The following is a 19025-nucleotide window of genomic DNA, read 5'->3' on the forward strand; positions in this document are numbered from 1 at the left end:
ACTACTATTATTTGTTTGACTAACCTATCTCTGCTCCGTATAATAAGAGAAAGAAAGACTTAAAAGGAGAATGACTGATGATAAAAAAGCAACCGTCTACAAAGCCTAATAAAGAAAATCATGTCAAAAAGTTTACTCGTTTTATCTCCCGTTCATCACAGAGATTTATTTCTTCTTTTTTAGATGATGAGTCAGAAAAGGAAAAGCATTTAGCTCTTATCCAGCAACAAATTAGTAAAGCCATACTTCAAAAGAGTCTGGTGGTTCTTCAATATCAAGAGCCATCACAAGCTAGTTATGAAACACTCGTTGGCAGAATTTACCAACATGCGATTAATCGCAATGCCTTAGTCATTAAATTACAAAAATCGAATGAAATCCGTATGATTTCAGCTAACTATATAAGGAAAATATCCATCATCCACCCTAATCATTCTCAAAATTTATCAATTAGTAAATAAGCGAAACGACAACAATTGTTTCGTTTATTTTATTTTTCTAAAATAATCTGAGCGAAGGCTACTTTGTCTGTATGAGTAATGGACACATGAACCTGCCCTTCAAATATAGACTGATACACTATTGGTCGACCACTTTCTTCTGATAACACCTCAATATCTTGAAATCCTACTTTTCCAATTCCTGTCCCATACGCTTTTGAGAAAGCTTCTTTACACGCAAAACGACCCCCTAGAAATTCTGTTTGTCTCTTTATTTTTAACGTTTCAAAGATTTCCAACTCACGAGACGTTAGCACACGGGAAATAAATTTAGGATTATTCTTTATAATATCTTCTATGCGATATAGCTCTACAGCATCTATACCAATTCCCATAATCATATTAGCACTCCCTTTTGACGATAATGTTATTATAACGACATTAAAACAAAAAAGCGAATAGAATCATTTTATTACAAATAAAAAATACCAATCTAATCTTATTAGATTGGTATAACTATTATTTATCGTTGTTACGAATAACAAATCCACGGCCACCATCTTTTTTCTGCGAAGGTTTGTTGTTTGATTTGTTGTTATTATTTTTTTTAGGTGCATCAGAATTGTTATAACGTTTTTTCTTGTTATATTGTTCCTTGCCACCACGGCCGCCACCTTTGTTGTTATTACGACGGTTATAGTTACCACCTTTACCACGGCCACTATTTTTATTATTACCACGACGGTTTGGTAATGGGCGTTCTGGTGTGATTTTTACAGGGACTTCAGCTGCATCATCTTTAGAAATTTGTTTAATTAACAACGCCACTAAATCTTCTGCTGTGTAGTCTTCTAATAAATCACTTGCTGCTAATTGATATTTTTCTAAGCCATTAGCTGCTAATAAATCTTTAATTTCAGTAATCGCTGCACCAATTTGTCCTTCTACTGCTTCTTTTTTAGAAGGTGGACGAAGTGGTGTCATACGTTTTTTCGTTAAGTCTTCAATAACATGTAAATAACCCATTTCATTAGGTGTAACAAAGGTTACTGACATACCTTCTTTGCCAGCACGACCTGTACGACCGATACGGTGAACATAACTTTCTGGATCTTGTGGAATATCATAGTTGTAAACATGACTCACACCAGAAATATCTAATCCACGAGCTGCGACGTCTGTTGCAACTAAGATATCTAATTCGCCATTTTTAAAGGCTTTTAAAATACTCATACGTTTGTGCTGTGGTAAGTCTCCATGGATACCTTCTGCTTTATAACCACGCATTTCAAGTCCACGAGCCAATTCATCGACGCGACGTTTTGTACGGCCAAAAACAATTGTCAACTCAGGTGATTGTACATCAAACAAACGAGTCATAATATCAAATTTCTCAAATTCTTTACAACGAACGTAATATTGATCAATTAGGTTAGCTGTCATTTCTTTTGCTTTGATACGAACATGTTCAGGGTCTTGCATGAATTTAACCCCAATACGTTTGATTGAATCTGGCATTGTTGCTGAGAATAATAATGTTTGGCGTTCTGCTGGAACTTTTGAGATGATGGCTTCGATATCATCTAAGAATCCCATATTTAACATTTCATCAGCTTCATCTAATACAAGAGTTTCCACTGTATCTAGTTTCAACGTACGACGATTAATATGGTCTAATAAACGGCCAGGAGTTCCCACAACAATATGTGGTTTGTTTTTTAACGCACGAATTTGTCGACCAATATCTGCTCCACCATAAACTGATTGAACTTTAACTTTTTTTTCTTTACCTAAACGGTATAATTCTTCTTGTGTTTGAATAGCTAATTCACGTGTTGGTGCAATAACTAATGCTTGTAACTCAGGTCTATTAGAGTCAATTTTATTTAACATTGGTAACCCAAAAGCGGCTGTTTTACCAGTACCAGTTTGAGCTTGACCAATAACATCTCTTCCTTCTAACGCTAATGGTATTGTCGCACTCTGTACAGGTGTTGCTTCCTCAAACCCAATATTTTCGATAGCTTGTAATAAACTTTTTTCTAACTGTAATTCACTAAATTTCAAATGATATCCTCCTAGTTTGTTGCTAAATCGACTGCTTTTCTTTTTATATAATGAAAAAAAATGAAAATAGGCATTCGTATAATACTATCACATTCTTAAATAATTAACAATAAAACCTTGCCTATTCATGGTTTTTTAATAAAAAATCAACAACTTCATTTAATCCCATTCCATTGCTTGCTTTCAGAAAAACCGTATCTTTTGATTGCAGTTGACTTGATAAATGTTTCATTAATTCTTTTTTTTCTGTTTTATGGTAAAAATGAAGAGAACCTTTTGGCATTCTATCATTTAACAGATTATAAAGAGCGTTCATTTGCTCGCCATACAAATAAACTTGATCAATATGATTTGGTGAAATATGCTCGGAGATACTTTCATGCATCTGGCTAGATAGTTCCCCTAATTCTAGCATGTCACCTAACACAATATATTTCTTGCCTTCTAATTCTAACGCAGAAAATGTGTCTAACACTAATTTCATTGCAGTTGGATTGGCATTGTATACATCACTTAAGATATCAATGCCGTCATTTGTTTTCAACCATTCTGTTCTATTTTTAGTTAAATCAAATGTTTCTAGCCCATTTTTCATTTTTGAAACAGGTATGCCAAAATGATTTCCAATCAATAAAGCAATCAAAGCATTTTTGACATTATAGCCACCCAAAACCGGAATTGAAAATACTTCACCTTCAAATAGATTAGTTTCAAACTGTGTATCAACTTTCGTTTCTGAAAGTATGGAAGCTGATAAAGTTGCTTGCGTATCTATCCCAAAACTTTCAACCTCTTGTGAGATATCCACTATCAATCGTTTTAACAATGGCTCATCATTTGGGATAATTAAAATGCCTTCTTTTTTAAGACCTGAAGTGATTTCCATTTTAGCTTCAGCAATGCCAGCTCGTGATCCTAAGTATTCGATATGAGATTCCCCAATCAATGTGATGGCTGCAATATCTGGTGTCGCAAGATTTGACAAGACTTCAATTTCACCTTTATGATCCATCCCCATCTCTAAAACTAACATCTCTGTGTCTTCTGGCATGGATAAAATCGTGTAAGGCAAGCCAATATGATTATTATAATTACCTTGTGTTTTATATGTTTTAAATGCTTGTGATAACACAGCTGCCGTCATATCTTTTGTTGTTGTTTTCCCGTTACTCCCTGTAATTCCTATTACTTTAGGTGCACTTTTTTCTAAATAAAAACGAGATAATTTTTGTAAGGCAATTAATGTATCTTCGACTTTAATATACGCAATATCTTCAGATAACTCTTTTTCTGATAAAACTAAAGAAGCTCCGTTATCAATGGCTTGCGGAATAAAATCATGACCATCTCTTGCTCCTTTTAGTGGAACAAACAAGCTATTTTCTCGCACTTTTCGTGTATCAAACTCAACAGAGGAAATCGTTTGGTCATCTAAATGTTGAGCATAATTGATGCCTTCTACCGCCGCGACAATCTCTTTAATTAATAAGTTCATAGCTCTCCTTCTTTCTCTTATCAACAAAAAAAGTTGAACAAGCGTCCAACTCTACAACTGCTCAACTTCAATTTGTTGTTTTTTTTCAAAACGTAGTTTAGCTAATTGAATCAATTCTTCTAGCAAGTCACCATAATTTAATCCCATATTTTTCCATAGTAACGGATACATACTAAATGGTGTAAAACCTGGCATCGTATTCACTTCATTTAGGAATACCTCATTATTAGCTGTTAAAAAGAAGTCACAGCGACTCAATCCACTACCATCTAGTGTTTGGTACGCTTTTTTAGCATAATATTGTAATGTTTCTTGTAATTCAGCTGAAATATCTGCTGGAATTTGTAATTCCACTTTATTGTCCAAATATTTTGATTCGTATGTATAAAATGCCACATCTTTAACAATCTCTCCAGCTAACGTTGTTCTGATTTCATCATTACCCAATACGGCAACTTCTAATTCGCGTGCTTCAATTCCTTGCTCCACAATGACACGTCGATCAAAACGGAATGCCTCATCTATTGCCTGAACTAATTCTTCACGAGATTCAGCTTTATTAATACCGACACTTGAACCCATGTTAGCTGGTTTAACAAACATTGGGTAAATCAAACTACCTTCACACTCTAACAAAATGTCTTCTTGGTGATCTTTATAGCCCGTTTTAGTTACTGCAACATATGGTAATTGAGGAATACCGACTTGCTGGAATAACTGTTTACCAATGATTTTATCCATAGCACATGCACTAGCCAAAACTCCCGCACCAACATACGGCATATTTAATACTTCAAATAATCCTTGAATCGTACCATCTTCTCCATTAGGACCATGTAATACTGGAAAAATAACCGCATTTCCTTCTTTTAAATCACTTGGTAAAATAGGTTGAGCATTGGCAATCGTTAAGTGTAGAGATTCTTTATTTAAAGGTGCCTCATGATACACAGGTCCCTTTAGCCAATTACCATCTTTCGTAATATAAACTAATTGAACTGAATAATAGTTATAATAAATTGCTTGTAAAATTGAAAAGGCCGATAGAATTGATACATCATGTTCAGCACTTTTACCACCATATACTAAAAAAATCTTCATGGTTGTCCTCCTAAATTTACTAGGACTTAATTATACTCCAGTTTTCAGCAAAATTCTATTCCTTATTTTTTATCTATATAAATAAAAGAAGCACTGCACTAAAACAATATCGGGTTATCTACCGTCTTAAAATACCATGACATCTTTTGATGTTGATAGATTAAAACACCTACTTTTTCTTCCAAAAATAATTGATTACTCTCAATTTTTCTAAGATTATCTTCAACAACATGTACGGGTATTTTATACTCCCCATTATCTAGACCAACTTGTGAAAACTCAAATACAGTCCCTTCTTGCATAATACTTTTTAACTCTTTTACTATATCGTATGGTAAAGGCGTTATATTAGTATAGCGTTTTGAGAATAGAGAGCGATTAGCATTTAATTGGTATAAAACTTTATCAGTAATTTTTTGAGATAAAGACTGATAAAATTCGTCTATATTTCGATAATATACTTTCATCACTTCTTGTTCTGTCTCAAAAAAAGCATAATTGTTTTGTAATTTATAAAAAAAAGGCGAACGCAATTGCATCTTCATATGGGATAAATACAATATTTCAGCAATTTCATTTGCTGTCAAACGTTTTAATGTATCATATTCTTCAAAATCTAACCATTTAATTTCTCGCCTTTTATTATAATTTAAATTGCTTAAATATCGATCAACATTTTCCTGGCCGCGTATTACCCTAAATCCAGTATGCGCTTCATACTCCCCCTCTAGCTCACTAGCATCTAGCAATAGTAAGTTTTTGGGACGATGAATAGTATAACGATCAAAGTCTTGATGGCTAAGTCCCTTTGTTAAAACCGAGTTACTAATACCATCTAAATGAACATATATATTTCGTCGCAACACCTTCACCTATCTTTCTTCTACTAGTAATTTCCATTAATACAACTATACCATTTTTCCTTAACAAAATGAACACATAAACCCTAGCAGTTTAATTACGTTTGTATTACAAATCTAGTGAGGTATTTAAAAAAACGGCATAATAACGTAATGTTGTTTTATCACCCTACTTTCTTTATTTTTAAAATTATTATGGTATGATAGTTGATAGAATTACATGAAAAAGGGGGCTAATATCATCTCTAACAAAAACGATTCATCACAAAAAAAACGTTCAACAAAACATCAAACCAAAAAAAAATCGATTGGGCAACGATTTAAACATTTCTTTTTTAATCTAATCATGATTATTCTTTTTTTAGTAGGGATTGCATTAATTTTTAATAACCAGATTAAAAATTATCTTGTAAAAGAAAATACGGCACAATATCAAGTCAATAAAATAACTCGAGATGATGTTGTTAAAAATGAACAAAAAGAAGCAACTTTTGATTTTGATCAAGTAGAATCGCTAGATTTCAATACTGTCACTAAATCACGTGGTCGTGATGTCGGAGATGTTGTGGGTGGTATTGCTATACCCAGTGTGGATTTAAATTTACCGATTCTAAAAGGGGTTTCTAATTACGTTATTTCTGTTGGAGCTGGAACGATGAAACCTGATCAGAAAATGGGGTTTGGAAACTATGCTTTAGCTAGTCATTATATGTATGATCCTACTTTGTTATTTGCTCCTTTAGTCCGAGTGGAACTTGGATCTTCTATTTATCTCACAGATTTAGAGTATATCTATGAATATAAAGTTACCATGAAAGAATATGTAGAACCAACAAGAGTAGATGTTATTGAAGATGTTCCTGAAAAACGTCAGGTTACTTTAGTCACTTGTGATACATCTGGTGAACACCGTCTTATTTTACAAGGTGAACTCGTAAAAAAAGTGAATGGAAAAAAAGCACCAAAGGATATGCGTGATGCTTTTGAATTAGCACAAAACAATTATTATTAATATAGTAAAAAGCATTGAACACAAGAATGTTTCTTATGTTCAATGCTTTTTAAATATTTGGTAAATAAAAATTTCGATTGTCCAATCCAAAAATACGTTCTGTATACTCCCCAGGATTTACTTGTTTTAATGATCCTAACATCATTTGCATTGATGCGTCTAAATTATCTAAATGATGCAATATTTCTGCTTCCATAATTTTAGGCCTAACAGGTGATCCATATTCCAACAAACCATGGTGTGCTAATACAACATGCTTAAGAACTAGTACTTCCTCATCTAGTTCTGAAATATTTAATTCTATACAAGCCTTTGTTATTTCTTCATCAATCATCACAATATGTCCTAATAAATTTCCTGCTAAGGTATACTCTGTTGCGACAGGACCTGATAGTTCATGTACTTTCCCCAAGTCATGCAACATAACACCTGCATATAACAAAGACGGATTTAGTTCTGTGTATTCTTGTGAGACAGATTTTGCTAAGCGTAACATGGTTAAAGTATGGAAAGCCAACCCTCCTGCAAACGCATGATGGTTTCGTTTTGCTGCTGGGTATTCAAAAAATTCTTTTTGATACTTACTAAGAATATGACGGACAATACGGTGCCATTTTGCTTGAGTAATATCTAGTAAGTAATCATTAAATTCCTGTTTCATCTCATCAATATCAATAGGTGCTTTTTCCATGTATAAAGACGGATCAACCGGTTCATCATTTTTAGCTAAACGCATATGAAGAATTTTGACTTGAGGCATATTTTGATACAGCTCACGTTTACCATTTAAGAACACAACTTTACCAGTTGTAAATAGCTCAATATCTTCTTCTGATGCTCCCCAGTACTTACCATCTATCGTGCCTGAATTATCTTGGAATGTAAACGCAATGAATTTTTTTCCATTTCTCGCTACTCGAACATCCGCTGTTTTTAATAAGACAAATGCTTCAAATGTTTCATCTACAGAAAGTTCCCTTAATTTTTTCATGCTGTTTCTTCCTCTCCAATAACCAAAACAGATTGATCTTTCATTTTAAAATATTCTCTCATTGCTTTATCAGATGTTAAACAAATAACTTGATTATCTTTTCCTAACATATCTAATAAATTAAATAAAGTTGCCTTACGTGAATCATCAAAATGGAGCCAGCCATCATCTATAACAATTGGTGAACCGTAATCCTCACTATGTAAATGAATAAAAGCTAGACGAAAAGCCATATATAATTGATCTTTTGTCCCAGTAGATAGTTGATCAATTGTCCAAGACTGTTGCGTTGTATCAACGACCCATAATCTACCATCTTCTATTAATACCTTATGATATTTTTTATTAGTTAATAGATTGAAATAACCTGTGACTGTACCAAGTAATGTTGGTAATTGTTGATCTGATAAGTATTGAAATAGCCGTTGAATCAACTCTTCAGAAAATCGTAACGTTAACCATTGCTCTGTCATTTCTTCAATTTTTGCTAATTGAGTGGCTCTTTCTTGTCTCAAATCATCTAATGAGCCATTTTTTTCCATTTGCTTCATATCATAATCAATTTGTTGCCATTCTGTTTGATACATTCGTTGTTTATCTTTCAGTTCATCCTGAATTTCTTTTACCTTCATTACTTCGCGGTTGATTGAAAGTAATTTGTATTCTTTAGATAAATCGAACACGTGCTCTAACTGACGTTCTAATTCGCTTAAACGTTTAGCATTTTGATTTAGCTGTTCTTGATGATTTAACCATTCTTTAGCTATATCAATTGGCGTAGCCTCATGTTGATCAATTAATTGATTAACCAATTGTTGACTAGCCGCTTTTTGATGTCGAATAGAGGCTAGTTCACTTTGAATATTGCTTGTTTCACTACCTTCCAGACGATTAATTGCTTCTTTTTGTGCCTCAACAAATTGTTTGACTTCTTTAAAGCCATCACGAATATTTTTATCTTCTAAAGGAATCCACTCTTTAGCAAAAGAAAGTGATTGTTTATAAGAATCAATTGCTTTATCAATCGTTTCAAGCTGTTGTTGCATCTCTTGTTCATTTTTTTGAATGTCACGTAATTGACTAAAAACAGGTAATGTAGTTAACCACATTGAAACCGTCTCATCTGTAGAGAAGCCATATGCTGTCGCCCATTGTTCTTTTTGTTTTTTTACTAACGCATCCTGTTCTTCAAAATTAGCTAGTTCTTTTTCCAATTCATATAACTCGCCAGCTAGTTGATCCGCCTCGCCTAATTGTTGTTTATATAATGTTTTGGCTTCTTCTGGGGTCACAGATGACGACTTTGGTACCCTAGATGTATTCATAAAACCATAAATACCTAACCCCGCAAAAATAACGACAATCACATATAGCCATGATACACCTAACACAATTGCCAGTAGTAGCATCATAATAGCAATCGCTATTGAGAGCCCTGAAAACATTTTTATCGTAAATGAATCAAGAAATGGGCTATTATCTAGATGTTCCTCATTAATCGATGCAGATGAAGTATCTAATTGATTTTCTGATTCAGATAATTCATAATCTAGTTTTCGCTGACGAATGGATAATCGGCTTTGTTCATTGGATAATATCACTTGTTTCCGTAATAATTCTTCCTCAACTTCTGCCAATTCTTTTAATGATATTTCTTCCTGTTCTTCAATTACCACATCAAGTAATGCATCTGATAAACGATATTTTTCATATAATTCTTTTTTATTTGATGTATAGGCATCGAGTTGCTGTTGCATAACCTCTTGTCGCTCACTGATTGATTGAACACTCAATTGATCATCTAATAATTGTTCAAATAATTCTTGATTCTCAAGATAAAATTGAACAGCTGGAGTAATGTCTTTAATGATTTCACTTTGATTTTCTAATAGTTCAGTCTCTTTTTTTGTTAAAAAACGATATTCCTGTAATGCGTCTGACACACTCTTAATGGTTGTTTGTGAGGCAGCGTCTTTTTCTTTCTTTCCACCGGTCTCCCTGTTCAATGTTTGCCATTCGGTGTATAGAGGAAAATATTTTTGCTGATCTAGCAATGTCTTTTCTAAGGAATAGCTATCTTCCAACTCCTTACGTTCTTTTTCCAACAACTCTTCTAATTCTATTCGTCGATCCCATTTATTTTGGTAAGTTTGTTCTTGTTCTTCAACTAAACGAATACTCTGTTCCAAACGGTTGAATTCTTTTAATTGTTGATTTAATAACGGAATTCGTCCAGAAGGTTTATATATTTGTTGTCTATCTTTTAGAAAATCATTTGATATGGCAGTTAGTCGTTCACTTCCTGTTAAACCAACTGTCAACAGTAAACGTTGCAATCTAACTTCATTTAAATCATCTAAATCAACCAACTGTTCTTGCTGAAAGCTAAACACCTCATCAAAAATTTCACGTGTTAAAGGTGATAAAATAGTTGTTAGAAGTCTCTCGTCTCCTACTTGACCATCTTCTAAACGCACATATGCCTGCCCTTTATTTTTTTCTTTAAATCGCTCAACGTAAATTTCACCATGAACTGGGTGATCGATAATTAAATGCCCACCATATGTCGCTCCAGCTACTGGTGTAAAATCACGTGTCATATCACGTTTTTTAGGAAAACCAAATAAAATAGTCCGTATAAAATGATATAATGTGGATTTTCCTGATTCATTATCACCAAAAATGAGTTGATTATCTTCTTTTAAGTTAAATACTTGATTATTAAATTTTCCAAATCCATTAATGTATAATCGTCTTATTTTCATTGGCCTACTCCATTTTTAAAAATCATTTTGTCCTTCACTAATTGGCTACTTTCTTCTACAATACGTTCCATATCTTCTTCATCAAATACAATATTCGTTCCAATTACTGGTTGTTGCACAATATCCTTCGCAACATCATTAAATTCATTACGCTTCAAGAAATGTTGTGCTAAATCATCGACTAAACTTGAATCAAATCCCATAATAAGTTGATCTATCTCGATTGGCTCAATCATTATATCGACTAACCAAATATAATAAGAAGTTTTTCTTAATAATTGACGTTGAAGATAACCTAATATTTCTTCTTTATTTAAAAGTAGCTCACTTAGTCCTTCTTCAGAAGATGGACTCAATTTTACTACTAGTAAGGTTACCTCTTTTGTATATTTTGCTGCCATGATTTCTTTTTCAATTTTTGTTAGTTGATCTGATCGTATTATTTCTTTTAATGAGATATCTTGTTGCACCCATGCTGCTTTACTTACATCGATAAATTTTTGCGATACACTAGAGCCATTGACTTCAACCAGACTAACTCCCTTAGTCTGTCTCTCTTTTCGAGTATGTCCTTGAGGAGTTCCTGGATAAATAGTTAGTGGTTTATCTGTTAACACCTCTGTCTTATGAATATGCCCTAATGCCCAATAATCATATGTTGGTTTTAAATCAGATAAAAGAAACGGAGCATATTTTCCTTCTTGTGCTATCTCACCATGATAAAATCCAATGTGATAATCTGTTTCCATACTTCTACTTGGATAATCTAACGCTTTATTGCCTTTAATCCACTGATGTTCATAAGAAAAACCACTAATAGAAACACTTTGTCCATTTGTCATTTGTAGAACCTTTGTCGTAACTTCTTCAGTATCAAATAATATGACGTTTTGTGGCCATTCAAACCAGTAACGACTTTTCGTATAATAATCATGATTTCCAAAAGACATCACTACTTTGATTTGTTCTTTTTCTAGACGCCTAAATTGATCCATTACAAATTTTTGTGTATAGATAGACGATGTTGCTTGATGGAACGTATCTCCAACTATCAATAAGAAATCAACTGACTCCTTAATACAATTTTCTATAATGGTCTCAAACACTTTATAATTTATTTGTTGTATCTCTTTTTGAAATGTTACATCTTCTGTTGTAATACCAGAAAAAGGTTGATCGATATGCAAATCTGCCATATGAATAAATTTCATGTGTCACACTCCTTTTAGCCATTCATAATGTTTAATCAGAATAAGTTCTATAAAAAATATAGGTGGTTAAGCTCTTTGCTTAACCACCCATTATTGTGTCGATTAATCTAACGTATATAAATCTTGAACTGGTTGCATAATGATGCGGTTTAAGTCATTAACAATCATGCTAAATGCTTGTTCTTTTTGCATTAAATCTTGAATTAATGCTTCACCTTGAACTTTTTCAGCCATTTCTTGTGCTTGCTTAGCATCTTCATCCGAAAATTCTTCACCTTGCATTTGTTTTTGTTGTAATGTCATTTGCAATTCTTGAAAAGCTTTGAATAATTCAAAAGCTTCTTCATTTTCTTTCACTGCGTCAAAAGCATCACTCAATGCTAAAAATTCATCCATTTGGCGAATTTCACGTTCAATTTGGTTAGCACTATCATAAATATTATTTGACATATATAAGCTCCTTTAAATAGAAATTTATTCTCCTAATATTGTAACATGTTTCAAAGAAAAAGCCTAATATTATTGAGTTACCTTACCCCAGATACCTTGCCAAACTTCACCCACTTTGTCTAATCCTTTTTTGATGCCGTCTCCTACAGTGTCTGCACCTTGTTTAATTTTTCCACCAACATCGTTTAGTTTGTCACCAATTCCATCTAATTTACCATCAGTCCTTGTATCATTTTCTTGATTATCGATATAATCCGTTGACTGTGTCACATCTTTCACTGGAAATGGTGTGTTTGGAGAAGCTCCTAATATACTTTGCATCTCTGTTCTGAAAATATTAGAAATATAACTACTGTCATTACCTGGCAAATAATGATCCGGCCCACTTTTATCAAAACCAATCCATGTTGCGACCACCACGTCAGGAGTATAACCAATCATCCATTGATCTTTCGACATACCATCTGCATTAATATTCTCAGTCGTTCCTGTTTTACCGGCTATTTGATAACCATACGGCTGAGCTGCAGCACCTGTTCCCGTACTATAAACCCCTTGAAGCATGCTAGTCATCTCTTCAGCTACTTCAGGCGTTGTCACGCGTGTAGATTTCGGCTTTTGATTTTCATAAATAATCACACCATGTGAATCCTCAATCTTGGTAATAAAATGTGTTTCGTTTCTAACTCCCTCATTAGCAAATACGGTGTATGCACTTGCCATATCAATTGGTCTAGCTCCTTTGGTTAGTCCACCTAACGCTAAACCGTAATATTTATCTTTTTCATCTAGTTTAACACCAAATTGTTCCACTTTTTTATACCCTCTATCAATGCCAATTTCATGCATTAACCAAACAGCAGGAGCATTTAAACTATGAATCAAGGCATTCGTCATAGATGTCTCACCACTATATGTATGCGAAAAATTATGTACATCATAATAAGGTAATTCTTCATCTTTTAACATATCATCTGGTTTATACCCTGCTTCTAATGCCGATGTATAAACAGATAAAGGCTTCATTGTTGATCCTGGTGATAAATAAGAGTTAGTCGCACGATTCCAGCCCCGATAAGTATACTCACCACGTCCCCCGACAATCCCCATCACACCACCAGAACTAGGATTAATCGCAACAGATGTCCCTTCTACAATTTCACCATCTGATGCTGCTGGTGGAAATAAACTATCATTAGCAAAGGTTTGATCCATTCCCTGTTGATACACTTGATCTAGTGCTGTGTATATTTTGTAACCACCACTTGAAATGTCAGCGTCAGTCAATTTCGTTTTATCAACCGCTTCAGAAATGACCGCGTCAAAATAATAAGGATATTTATAGGTATCTTTATCCGGGACATATGTATCTGTTAAATATATCGGTTCTTTCATCAGCCTATCTGCGGTTGCTTTATCTAATTTTCCATTATCCACCATCACAGATAAGACTGTATTACGTCTGTTTACAGCATAGTCCATATGATCAATCGGGTTATATAAACTAGGACCTTTCAAGGCGCCGACTAATACAGCTGCTTCATCAACAGTCAAATCTTTAGCATCTTTACCAAAATATTTTTTTGACGCGTCTTGAATTCCCCAAACCCCACTACCAAAGTAAGATTTATTCAAGTACATTTCCAATATTTCATCTTTTGAGTACTCTTTTTCAAGTTCGATTGCTAGAAAAAGTTCTTTTGCTTTACGAGTAAAATTTTGCTGTTGGTCTAAAAAGGCATTTTTAGCTAGCTGTTGTGTAATGGTACTACCGCCACCGCCACTATTATTTCGTCTAATGACCTTCCTAACAGCCGCTCTCATAATTCCTTTTACATCATATCCCTTATGTTTATAAAACCGACGATCTTCTGTTGAGATAAGTGCGTCTACTACATGAGGGGAAATATTATCTAGCGTTACAAATGTCCCACCATTTTTTCGAAGCTTACCTGCCTCATCTCCATCTTTATCATAAATCGTCGTTGATTGTTCCAAACCAGCTTTTAAGCCTGACACATTCATACTTTTAGCCAGGTAAAATAAATAAAGACTTGTGACTAAAATAAAGGTTAATGTCACTAACAAAATAATTTTATTAATATGATATTTTTTCCATATTCTTTTTTGATGGATACGAAACGTTTGCCAGTGAGGCTGCAACCACGTACCAAACCTTATTAACCAGGATTTTATCACTTCAAAATACTTCTTAATATACTCCATGATAATGTCCTTTCTATTAAATTTTATAAATTTAGTGTATCATATTATCAGAAATAACTAATACGTCTAAAGACTTATCTTCATAAGTTACTTTAATATACCATTTAAAAATTAAATTACTACATGTTATTTTTTAAAAAACCTTTAAATTAGAAAAAGGAGTCTATATATGCAATTTTCTATTGTTCTACCTCCCTCAACAACTCAAACAACTGTTCGAGAACTATTAGAAACAGAGTGGCTTATTCCTAGAAAAGTAAGACATTTCCTTAGAACGCGTAAAAATGTGTTAAAAAATAATGCTCCCGTCATGTTTCACGAAACTGTCGAGCCTGGAGATAGGATTACTTTAATCTTTGAAGAAGATGATTACACTATTCCTCATATTATTTCTGGTAATGCCAAGGCTATTAATGTGCTATGGGAAGATGACCATCTAATTATTGTGAATAAACCTCACGGACAAAAAACACATCCAAACCAACCAAAAGAAACCGATACATTATTAAATGACCTTACTGCTTACTTAAAGCCTAAAAATCAACTCCCATATGTTGTCCATCGATTAGATAAGGAAACCAGTGGAGCGATTGTATTTGCAAAAAATCCTGTTATATTACCAGTTTTAGGTAGATTACTTGAACAAAAAGAAATAAATAGGTATTATGAAGCAGAGGTAAGTGGTTTAATAAAAAAGACACACTTTACAATCAATCAACCTATCGGAAGGCATCGCCACGATCGTAGGAAACGAGTCATTGATTCCAAAAAAGGAGATAAAGCCACTACACATGTAACAGTCGTAGAGCGATTAAATAACAAAACGCGAATAGAATGTCAATTAGATACTGGTCGCACACATCAAATACGTGTTCATTTGGAAAGTATTCATCATCCAATTATCGGTGACCCACTATACAATCCAACGTCGCATGCAAAGAGACTTCAATTACATGCTAAATCTCTCCATCTCATTCATCCTTTTACTAAGGAAGAAATAAACGTACAAGCGACACCTTTTTTATTTGACTAATTACCTATTAAAGAAAGGACTGATGTTAATTGGCAAAGACACTTTATTTAATGAGGCACGGTCAAACACTGTTTAACCAACTTGGCAAGGTGCAAGGAGCTTGTGATTCACCATTAACCGATGAAGGGATTAGACAGGCAACTATCGCTAAAAAGTATTTTGATGACAACAATATCAACATCGATTCATTTTATTCTTCTACTCAAGAACGAGCATGCGACACGCTAGAAATCATCGCCGGACACACTGAATACACACGATTAAAAGGAATAAAAGAATGGAATTTTGGTTTATTTGAAGGCGAAAGTGAACGACTCAACCCTAAACGAAAAAAAGGTGACACCTCGTTTGGAGATTCATTTGTAGCCTATGGTGGCGAGTCGTCTAAAGACGTCCAACAACGAATGGTAGACACTCTAACAGATGTTATGACAAATGATCCTCAAGATACTGTGTTGGCTGTTAGCCATGGTGGTGCGATGTATTTGTTTATTCAAGCATGGTTAGAGTACGAAAAAGTAACATCCATCTCGTTTTCAAATTGTTGTATTTTAAAATTTGCCTTTGATAACGGAAAATTTGAATTTATAGAAGCAATTAACCACACATTTTAAAAAGACAGCACCTGTTTAGGTGACTGTCTTTTTGTTATTATTAATAAGCTTTTGCCCAATGCATCATGTACTTAGCGGGCTTACCGTTCCATAAATCTTTCAATCCTGTTAAATCATCTTGTTGATGATCAAAACTCCAGCAACGAGACGTAGCACCTGTTTGTTCTTTGATTAACTCTTCCACAGCTTCATCACCTGACCATGGTGCTAATACAAATCCGCCTTCTTCGATTAATCGATTAAACTCTTCTTTTGTTGTGGCAATACGCGTTTTTTCTTCTTGACGTTTTCGTGCTTTAGCTAACATGTCATGGTGAATGGCTTCTAATAATTCAGAGATAACGGTTGGCAATGTGTCATCAAACGGTACGGTTATTTTTTCTAGGGTATCTCGTCGAACGACAATAACTTGATTATTTTCAATATCTTTAGGTCCCATTTCAATACGAATAGGATAGCCTTTCATTTCAGCTTCACTAAATTTCCAGCCAGGTTGCTTGTCGCTATCGTCTACTTTAATCGTTGCCACATCTGATAACATACCTTTTAATTCATCTGCTTTATCTAAGACACCTTCTTTATGTTGGGCGATAGGGATGATGATAACCTGTATTGGAGCAATTCTTGGAGGTAAAACTAACCCACGATCGTCACTATGAACCATAATCATTCCACCAATAGTACGTGTTGTTAGCCCCCATGACGTTGTATAAACAAACTGCTCTTTTCCTTCCTTATCTGTGTAAGTGATGTCAAATGCTTTACCAAAATGATCTCCTAAATGATGAGAGGTATTAATTTGCAATGCTTTTCCATCATACATCAACGTTTCATTTGTATAGGTTTTTTCTGCTCCAGCAAATTTTTCACTTTCTGATTTAACACCTGTTACTACGGGGATAGCTAGAATATTTTCACAAACATCCACATACATATCAAGAATCATTAACGCTTCTTTCTCTGCTTCTTCATGACTCACATGACAAGTATGACCCTCTTGCCAAAAAAATTCTGTTGTGCGTAAAAACGGGCGAGTATTTTTTTCCCAACGCATGACATTCGCCCATTGATTATACAAGACTGGTAAATCACGATGAGAATGAATCACTGTTTTAAAATGCTCACAAAACAACACTTCTGACGTTGGACGAATCGCTAAGCGTTCACTTAACTTTGTTTCACCGCCCATTGTTACCCAAGCAACTTCTGGAGCAAATCCCTCAACATGCTCCGCTTCTTTTAATAATAAATGTTCTGGGACAAGTAGTGGCATCATCACATTTTGATGCCCTGTTTCCTTTAACCTGGCATCCACTACATCACGGATTTTTTCCCAAATTGCGGTTCCTGTTGGTCGGATAACCATTGATCCTTTTACGCTAGAGTAATCACACAGTTCCGACTTAAGGCAAACATCTGTATACCATTTTGCAAAATCATCCTCTCTACTTGTAATTTGTTTGACAAAGCCTTGTTTTTTAGCCATTTAATCTCTTCTCCTGTCTATTTTTATGTATAAAAAAAGACTCTACTTTGCAAGGACCAAAATAGGCGGTGCCACCTTGCTTTAAAGTAGAATCATACTTTACAACTTCATTAGTTGATAACGTTAACTAAACGATGCTTCTTGGTAGGTTCAAGGGGGCTTGATAGAGTCTTTCCACCACCCGACTCCTCTCTAAAATAAAACTCACCCTCTACTATTCCAAGACAATATCTGTATAACGTAAATCTAGCATCTACAATAATTTTTGTCAATCACAAAAATTCCTTAGAAGGACGATCTTTCTAAGGATAAATATTAGTTTCAAAACTAGAGTAACTCTCTAATAACTTATTATCAATAATCAAACTATTTTAGATTCTATGACAAAGTGAATAATTTTTAAGTCAATGCCATGACGATCCTTTCCCCATGGCTGATTTTTTCCAGTACTTTATGGATAATCAGACCGTTAATGTTTAACTTTTTGATCAAAATCTTTTTTAGCTTGTTAATTAATTGAAAGAAAAAAGATACTATCACTTTTAGACATACCTTGTCGTAATCTTGAATAAATCTCTTGCTCTATAAAACGATAATCCTTAATTTTTACAGTTTTTCATTTAATTAATAGCAAATAAAAATAAAAGACACGCGAACTTACCTACAAAGCACTGCTATTAACCTTTTTTGATTATTGAATGAAAAAACCGACTCATAAATTTTATGTTTATATGGTGTCTTTACCTTCAAATACATTTTTTTTAGGTAACTTATACTGAGTGATATCTTCACCATCAGCTATTAGTGCTTCTTTAAAATCTTCGATACTCAAATCAATTTTTCTAGATAAATCAAATACGATGTGTAGCATGTCGTGAAAATACATTGAATTTCCTTGTTCAAAATATTCTTTATATTCTTTAGAGGTATTAGAAAAACCTGTCTCCTTTTCAAATTTATGTGCTTCTTTCACATAAATATCAAAGTTTAATTTTGTATATTCAGCAAAATGATTAAAGATTTCTATAGCCAATGATAAATCATGATACCACATATCATAACTTTTTTTAGCCAATCCTCCTTTAGCTTCAATTAATCGAAATTTATCATCACGTATATATTGTGTAATTAACATTTCTATATTTAAACTAATACCTGTATAAGAAATATTTTCAAATTCAAACTGTTTTAAATCTGATAATTCTGCTAGTAAACTTTGCGGAGTAAACTGCCTATTTTCCAAACTTTTGTATACTTTTTTTTGTTCAAACATT

Annotated in this window: 16 protein-coding genes; 4 read left to right on the forward strand and 12 right to left on the reverse strand. The window is 33.8% G+C overall.

Annotation, left to right across the window (positions count from 1 at the left end; all coding sequences use genetic code 11):
• Window positions 1-77 precede the first annotated feature (77 nt).
• Window positions 78-461, forward strand: coding sequence for a hypothetical protein (locus MN581_RS08040; RefSeq protein ID WP_071456038.1), 384 nt, complete (start codon window positions 78-80; stop codon window positions 459-461).
• Window positions 462-490: 29 nt separating this feature from the next.
• Here the strand turns inward: MN581_RS08040 and acpS are convergent, their stop codons facing one another.
• The 5 genes from acpS to MN581_RS08065 all read right to left on the reverse strand — a co-directional run bounded on the left by acpS (window position 491) and on the right by MN581_RS08065 (window position 5966).
• A complete protein-coding gene (gene acpS / locus MN581_RS08045) occupies window positions 491-841 on the reverse strand; it encodes a holo-ACP synthase (protein WP_117973499.1) in 351 nt (116 codons plus the stop codon).
• A gap of 118 nt (window positions 842-959) precedes the next feature.
• Window positions 960-2507 carry a DEAD/DEAH box helicase gene (locus MN581_RS08050; protein WP_117973500.1) on the reverse strand — a complete coding sequence of 516 codons (1548 nt, stop codon included), beginning with the start codon at window positions 2505-2507 and terminating at the stop codon, window positions 960-962.
• A 121-nt stretch (window positions 2508-2628) separates the two neighbouring features.
• Entirely contained in the window at window positions 2629-4002 is a 1374-nt protein-coding gene (murF, locus tag MN581_RS08055; protein ID WP_117973501.1) for a UDP-N-acetylmuramoyl-tripeptide--D-alanyl-D-alanine ligase, read from the reverse strand.
• 51 nt (window positions 4003-4053) lie between these two features.
• Window positions 4054-5103 (reverse strand): D-alanine--D-alanine ligase, encoded by a 1050-nt coding sequence (locus MN581_RS08060; RefSeq protein WP_241699576.1) that lies wholly within the window; start codon window positions 5101-5103, stop codon window positions 4054-4056.
• A 98-nt stretch (window positions 5104-5201) separates the two neighbouring features.
• Window positions 5202-5966, reverse strand: coding sequence for a hypothetical protein (locus tag MN581_RS08065; protein WP_117973503.1), 765 nt, complete (start codon window positions 5964-5966; stop codon window positions 5202-5204).
• 217 nt (window positions 5967-6183) lie between these two features.
• Here MN581_RS08065 and MN581_RS08070 point away from each other — a divergent pair, with 217 nt between their 5' ends.
• Entirely contained in the window at window positions 6184-6975 is a 792-nt protein-coding gene (locus tag MN581_RS08070) for a class A sortase (RefSeq protein WP_117973504.1), read from the forward strand.
• 49 nt (window positions 6976-7024) lie between these two features.
• On the opposite strand, the gene MN581_RS08075 is transcribed toward MN581_RS08070, so the two are convergent.
• From MN581_RS08075 to MN581_RS08095, 5 genes are all read right to left on the reverse strand, one after another.
• Window positions 7025-7966, reverse strand: a complete 942-nt coding sequence (locus MN581_RS08075; protein ID WP_241699577.1) for an HD domain-containing protein — start codon at window positions 7964-7966, stop codon at window positions 7025-7027.
• Window positions 7963-10731 (reverse strand): AAA family ATPase, encoded by a 2769-nt coding sequence (locus MN581_RS08080; RefSeq protein ID WP_241699578.1) that lies wholly within the window; start codon window positions 10729-10731, stop codon window positions 7963-7965. The genes MN581_RS08075 and MN581_RS08080 overlap by 4 nt, the downstream gene beginning before the upstream one ends.
• Window positions 10728-11942 (reverse strand): DNA repair exonuclease, encoded by a 1215-nt coding sequence (locus MN581_RS08085; RefSeq protein WP_241699579.1) that lies wholly within the window; start codon window positions 11940-11942, stop codon window positions 10728-10730. Before MN581_RS08085 ends, MN581_RS08080 begins: the two co-directional genes overlap by 4 nt.
• Window positions 11943-12044: 102 nt before the next feature.
• Window positions 12045-12392, reverse strand: coding sequence for a YlbF family regulator (locus MN581_RS08090; protein ID WP_241699580.1), 348 nt, complete (start codon window positions 12390-12392; stop codon window positions 12045-12047).
• 69 nt (window positions 12393-12461) lie between these two features.
• Window positions 12462-14618 carry a PBP1A family penicillin-binding protein gene (locus MN581_RS08095; protein WP_241699581.1) on the reverse strand — a complete coding sequence of 719 codons (2157 nt, stop codon included), beginning with the start codon at window positions 14616-14618 and terminating at the stop codon, window positions 12462-12464.
• Window positions 14619-14787: 169 nt separating this feature from the next.
• On the opposite strand from MN581_RS08095, the gene MN581_RS08100 reads away from it, so the two are divergent.
• Both MN581_RS08100 and MN581_RS08105 read left to right on the forward strand, forming a co-directional pair.
• Entirely contained in the window at window positions 14788-15651 is an 864-nt protein-coding gene (locus tag MN581_RS08100) for an RluA family pseudouridine synthase (RefSeq protein ID WP_117973510.1), read from the forward strand.
• 50 nt (window positions 15652-15701) lie between these two features.
• Window positions 15702-16265, forward strand: coding sequence for a histidine phosphatase family protein (locus MN581_RS08105; RefSeq protein ID WP_117973536.1), 564 nt, complete (start codon window positions 15702-15704; stop codon window positions 16263-16265).
• A 40-nt stretch (window positions 16266-16305) separates the two neighbouring features.
• Here MN581_RS08105 and proS read toward each other — a convergent pair whose 3' ends face one another.
• Window positions 16306-17751, reverse strand: coding sequence for a proline--tRNA ligase (proS, locus tag MN581_RS08110; protein ID WP_117973511.1), 1446 nt, complete (start codon window positions 17749-17751; stop codon window positions 16306-16308).
• Between the two features lie 727 nt (window positions 17752-18478).
• On the reverse strand, window positions 18479-19024 hold the full coding sequence (locus MN581_RS08115) for a hypothetical protein (RefSeq protein ID WP_117973512.1): 546 nt from the start codon (window positions 19022-19024) through the stop codon (window positions 18479-18481).
• Window position 19025 lies beyond the last annotated feature (1 nt).

Origin of the sequence: Vagococcus sp. CY53-2 (assembly GCF_022604695.1) — a bacterium.
Classification (GTDB): Bacteria; Bacillota; Bacilli; order Lactobacillales; family Vagococcaceae; genus Vagococcus.

What these genes read in the sequence shown, in the direction of transcription:
- acpS (WP_117973499.1), bottom strand. Translation starts at nt 841, where the DNA reads ATGATTATGGGAATTGGTATAGATGCTGTAGAGCTATATCGCATAGAA.
- MN581_RS08090 (WP_241699580.1), bottom strand. Translation starts at nt 12,392, where the DNA reads ATGTCAAATAATATTTATGATAGTGCTAACCAAATTGAACGTGAAATT.
- MN581_RS08075 (WP_241699577.1), bottom strand. Translation starts at nt 7,966, where the DNA reads ATGAAAAAATTAAGGGAACTTTCTGTAGATGAAACATTTGAAGCATTT.
- MN581_RS08100 (WP_117973510.1), top strand. Translation starts at nt 14,788, where the DNA reads ATGCAATTTTCTATTGTTCTACCTCCCTCAACAACTCAAACAACTGTT.
- MN581_RS08115 (WP_117973512.1), bottom strand. Translation starts at nt 19,024, where the DNA reads ATGTTTGAACAAAAAAAAGTATACAAAAGTTTGGAAAATAGGCAGTTT.
- MN581_RS08080 (WP_241699578.1), bottom strand. Translation starts at nt 10,731, where the DNA reads ATGAAAATAAGACGATTATACATTAATGGATTTGGAAAATTTAATAAT.
- MN581_RS08060 (WP_241699576.1), bottom strand. Translation starts at nt 5,103, where the DNA reads ATGAAGATTTTTTTAGTATATGGTGGTAAAAGTGCTGAACATGATGTA.
- murF (WP_117973501.1), bottom strand. Translation starts at nt 4,002, where the DNA reads ATGAACTTATTAATTAAAGAGATTGTCGCGGCGGTAGAAGGCATCAAT.
- MN581_RS08085 (WP_241699579.1), bottom strand. Translation starts at nt 11,942, where the DNA reads ATGAAATTTATTCATATGGCAGATTTGCATATCGATCAACCTTTTTCT.
- MN581_RS08040 (WP_071456038.1), top strand. Translation starts at nt 78, where the DNA reads ATGATAAAAAAGCAACCGTCTACAAAGCCTAATAAAGAAAATCATGTC.
- proS (WP_117973511.1), bottom strand. Translation starts at nt 17,751, where the DNA reads ATGGCTAAAAAACAAGGCTTTGTCAAACAAATTACAAGTAGAGAGGAT.
- MN581_RS08095 (WP_241699581.1), bottom strand. Translation starts at nt 14,618, where the DNA reads ATGGAGTATATTAAGAAGTATTTTGAAGTGATAAAATCCTGGTTAATA.
- MN581_RS08105 (WP_117973536.1), top strand. Translation starts at nt 15,702, where the DNA reads ATGAGGCACGGTCAAACACTGTTTAACCAACTTGGCAAGGTGCAAGGA.
- MN581_RS08070 (WP_117973504.1), top strand. Translation starts at nt 6,184, where the DNA reads ATGAAAAAGGGGGCTAATATCATCTCTAACAAAAACGATTCATCACAA.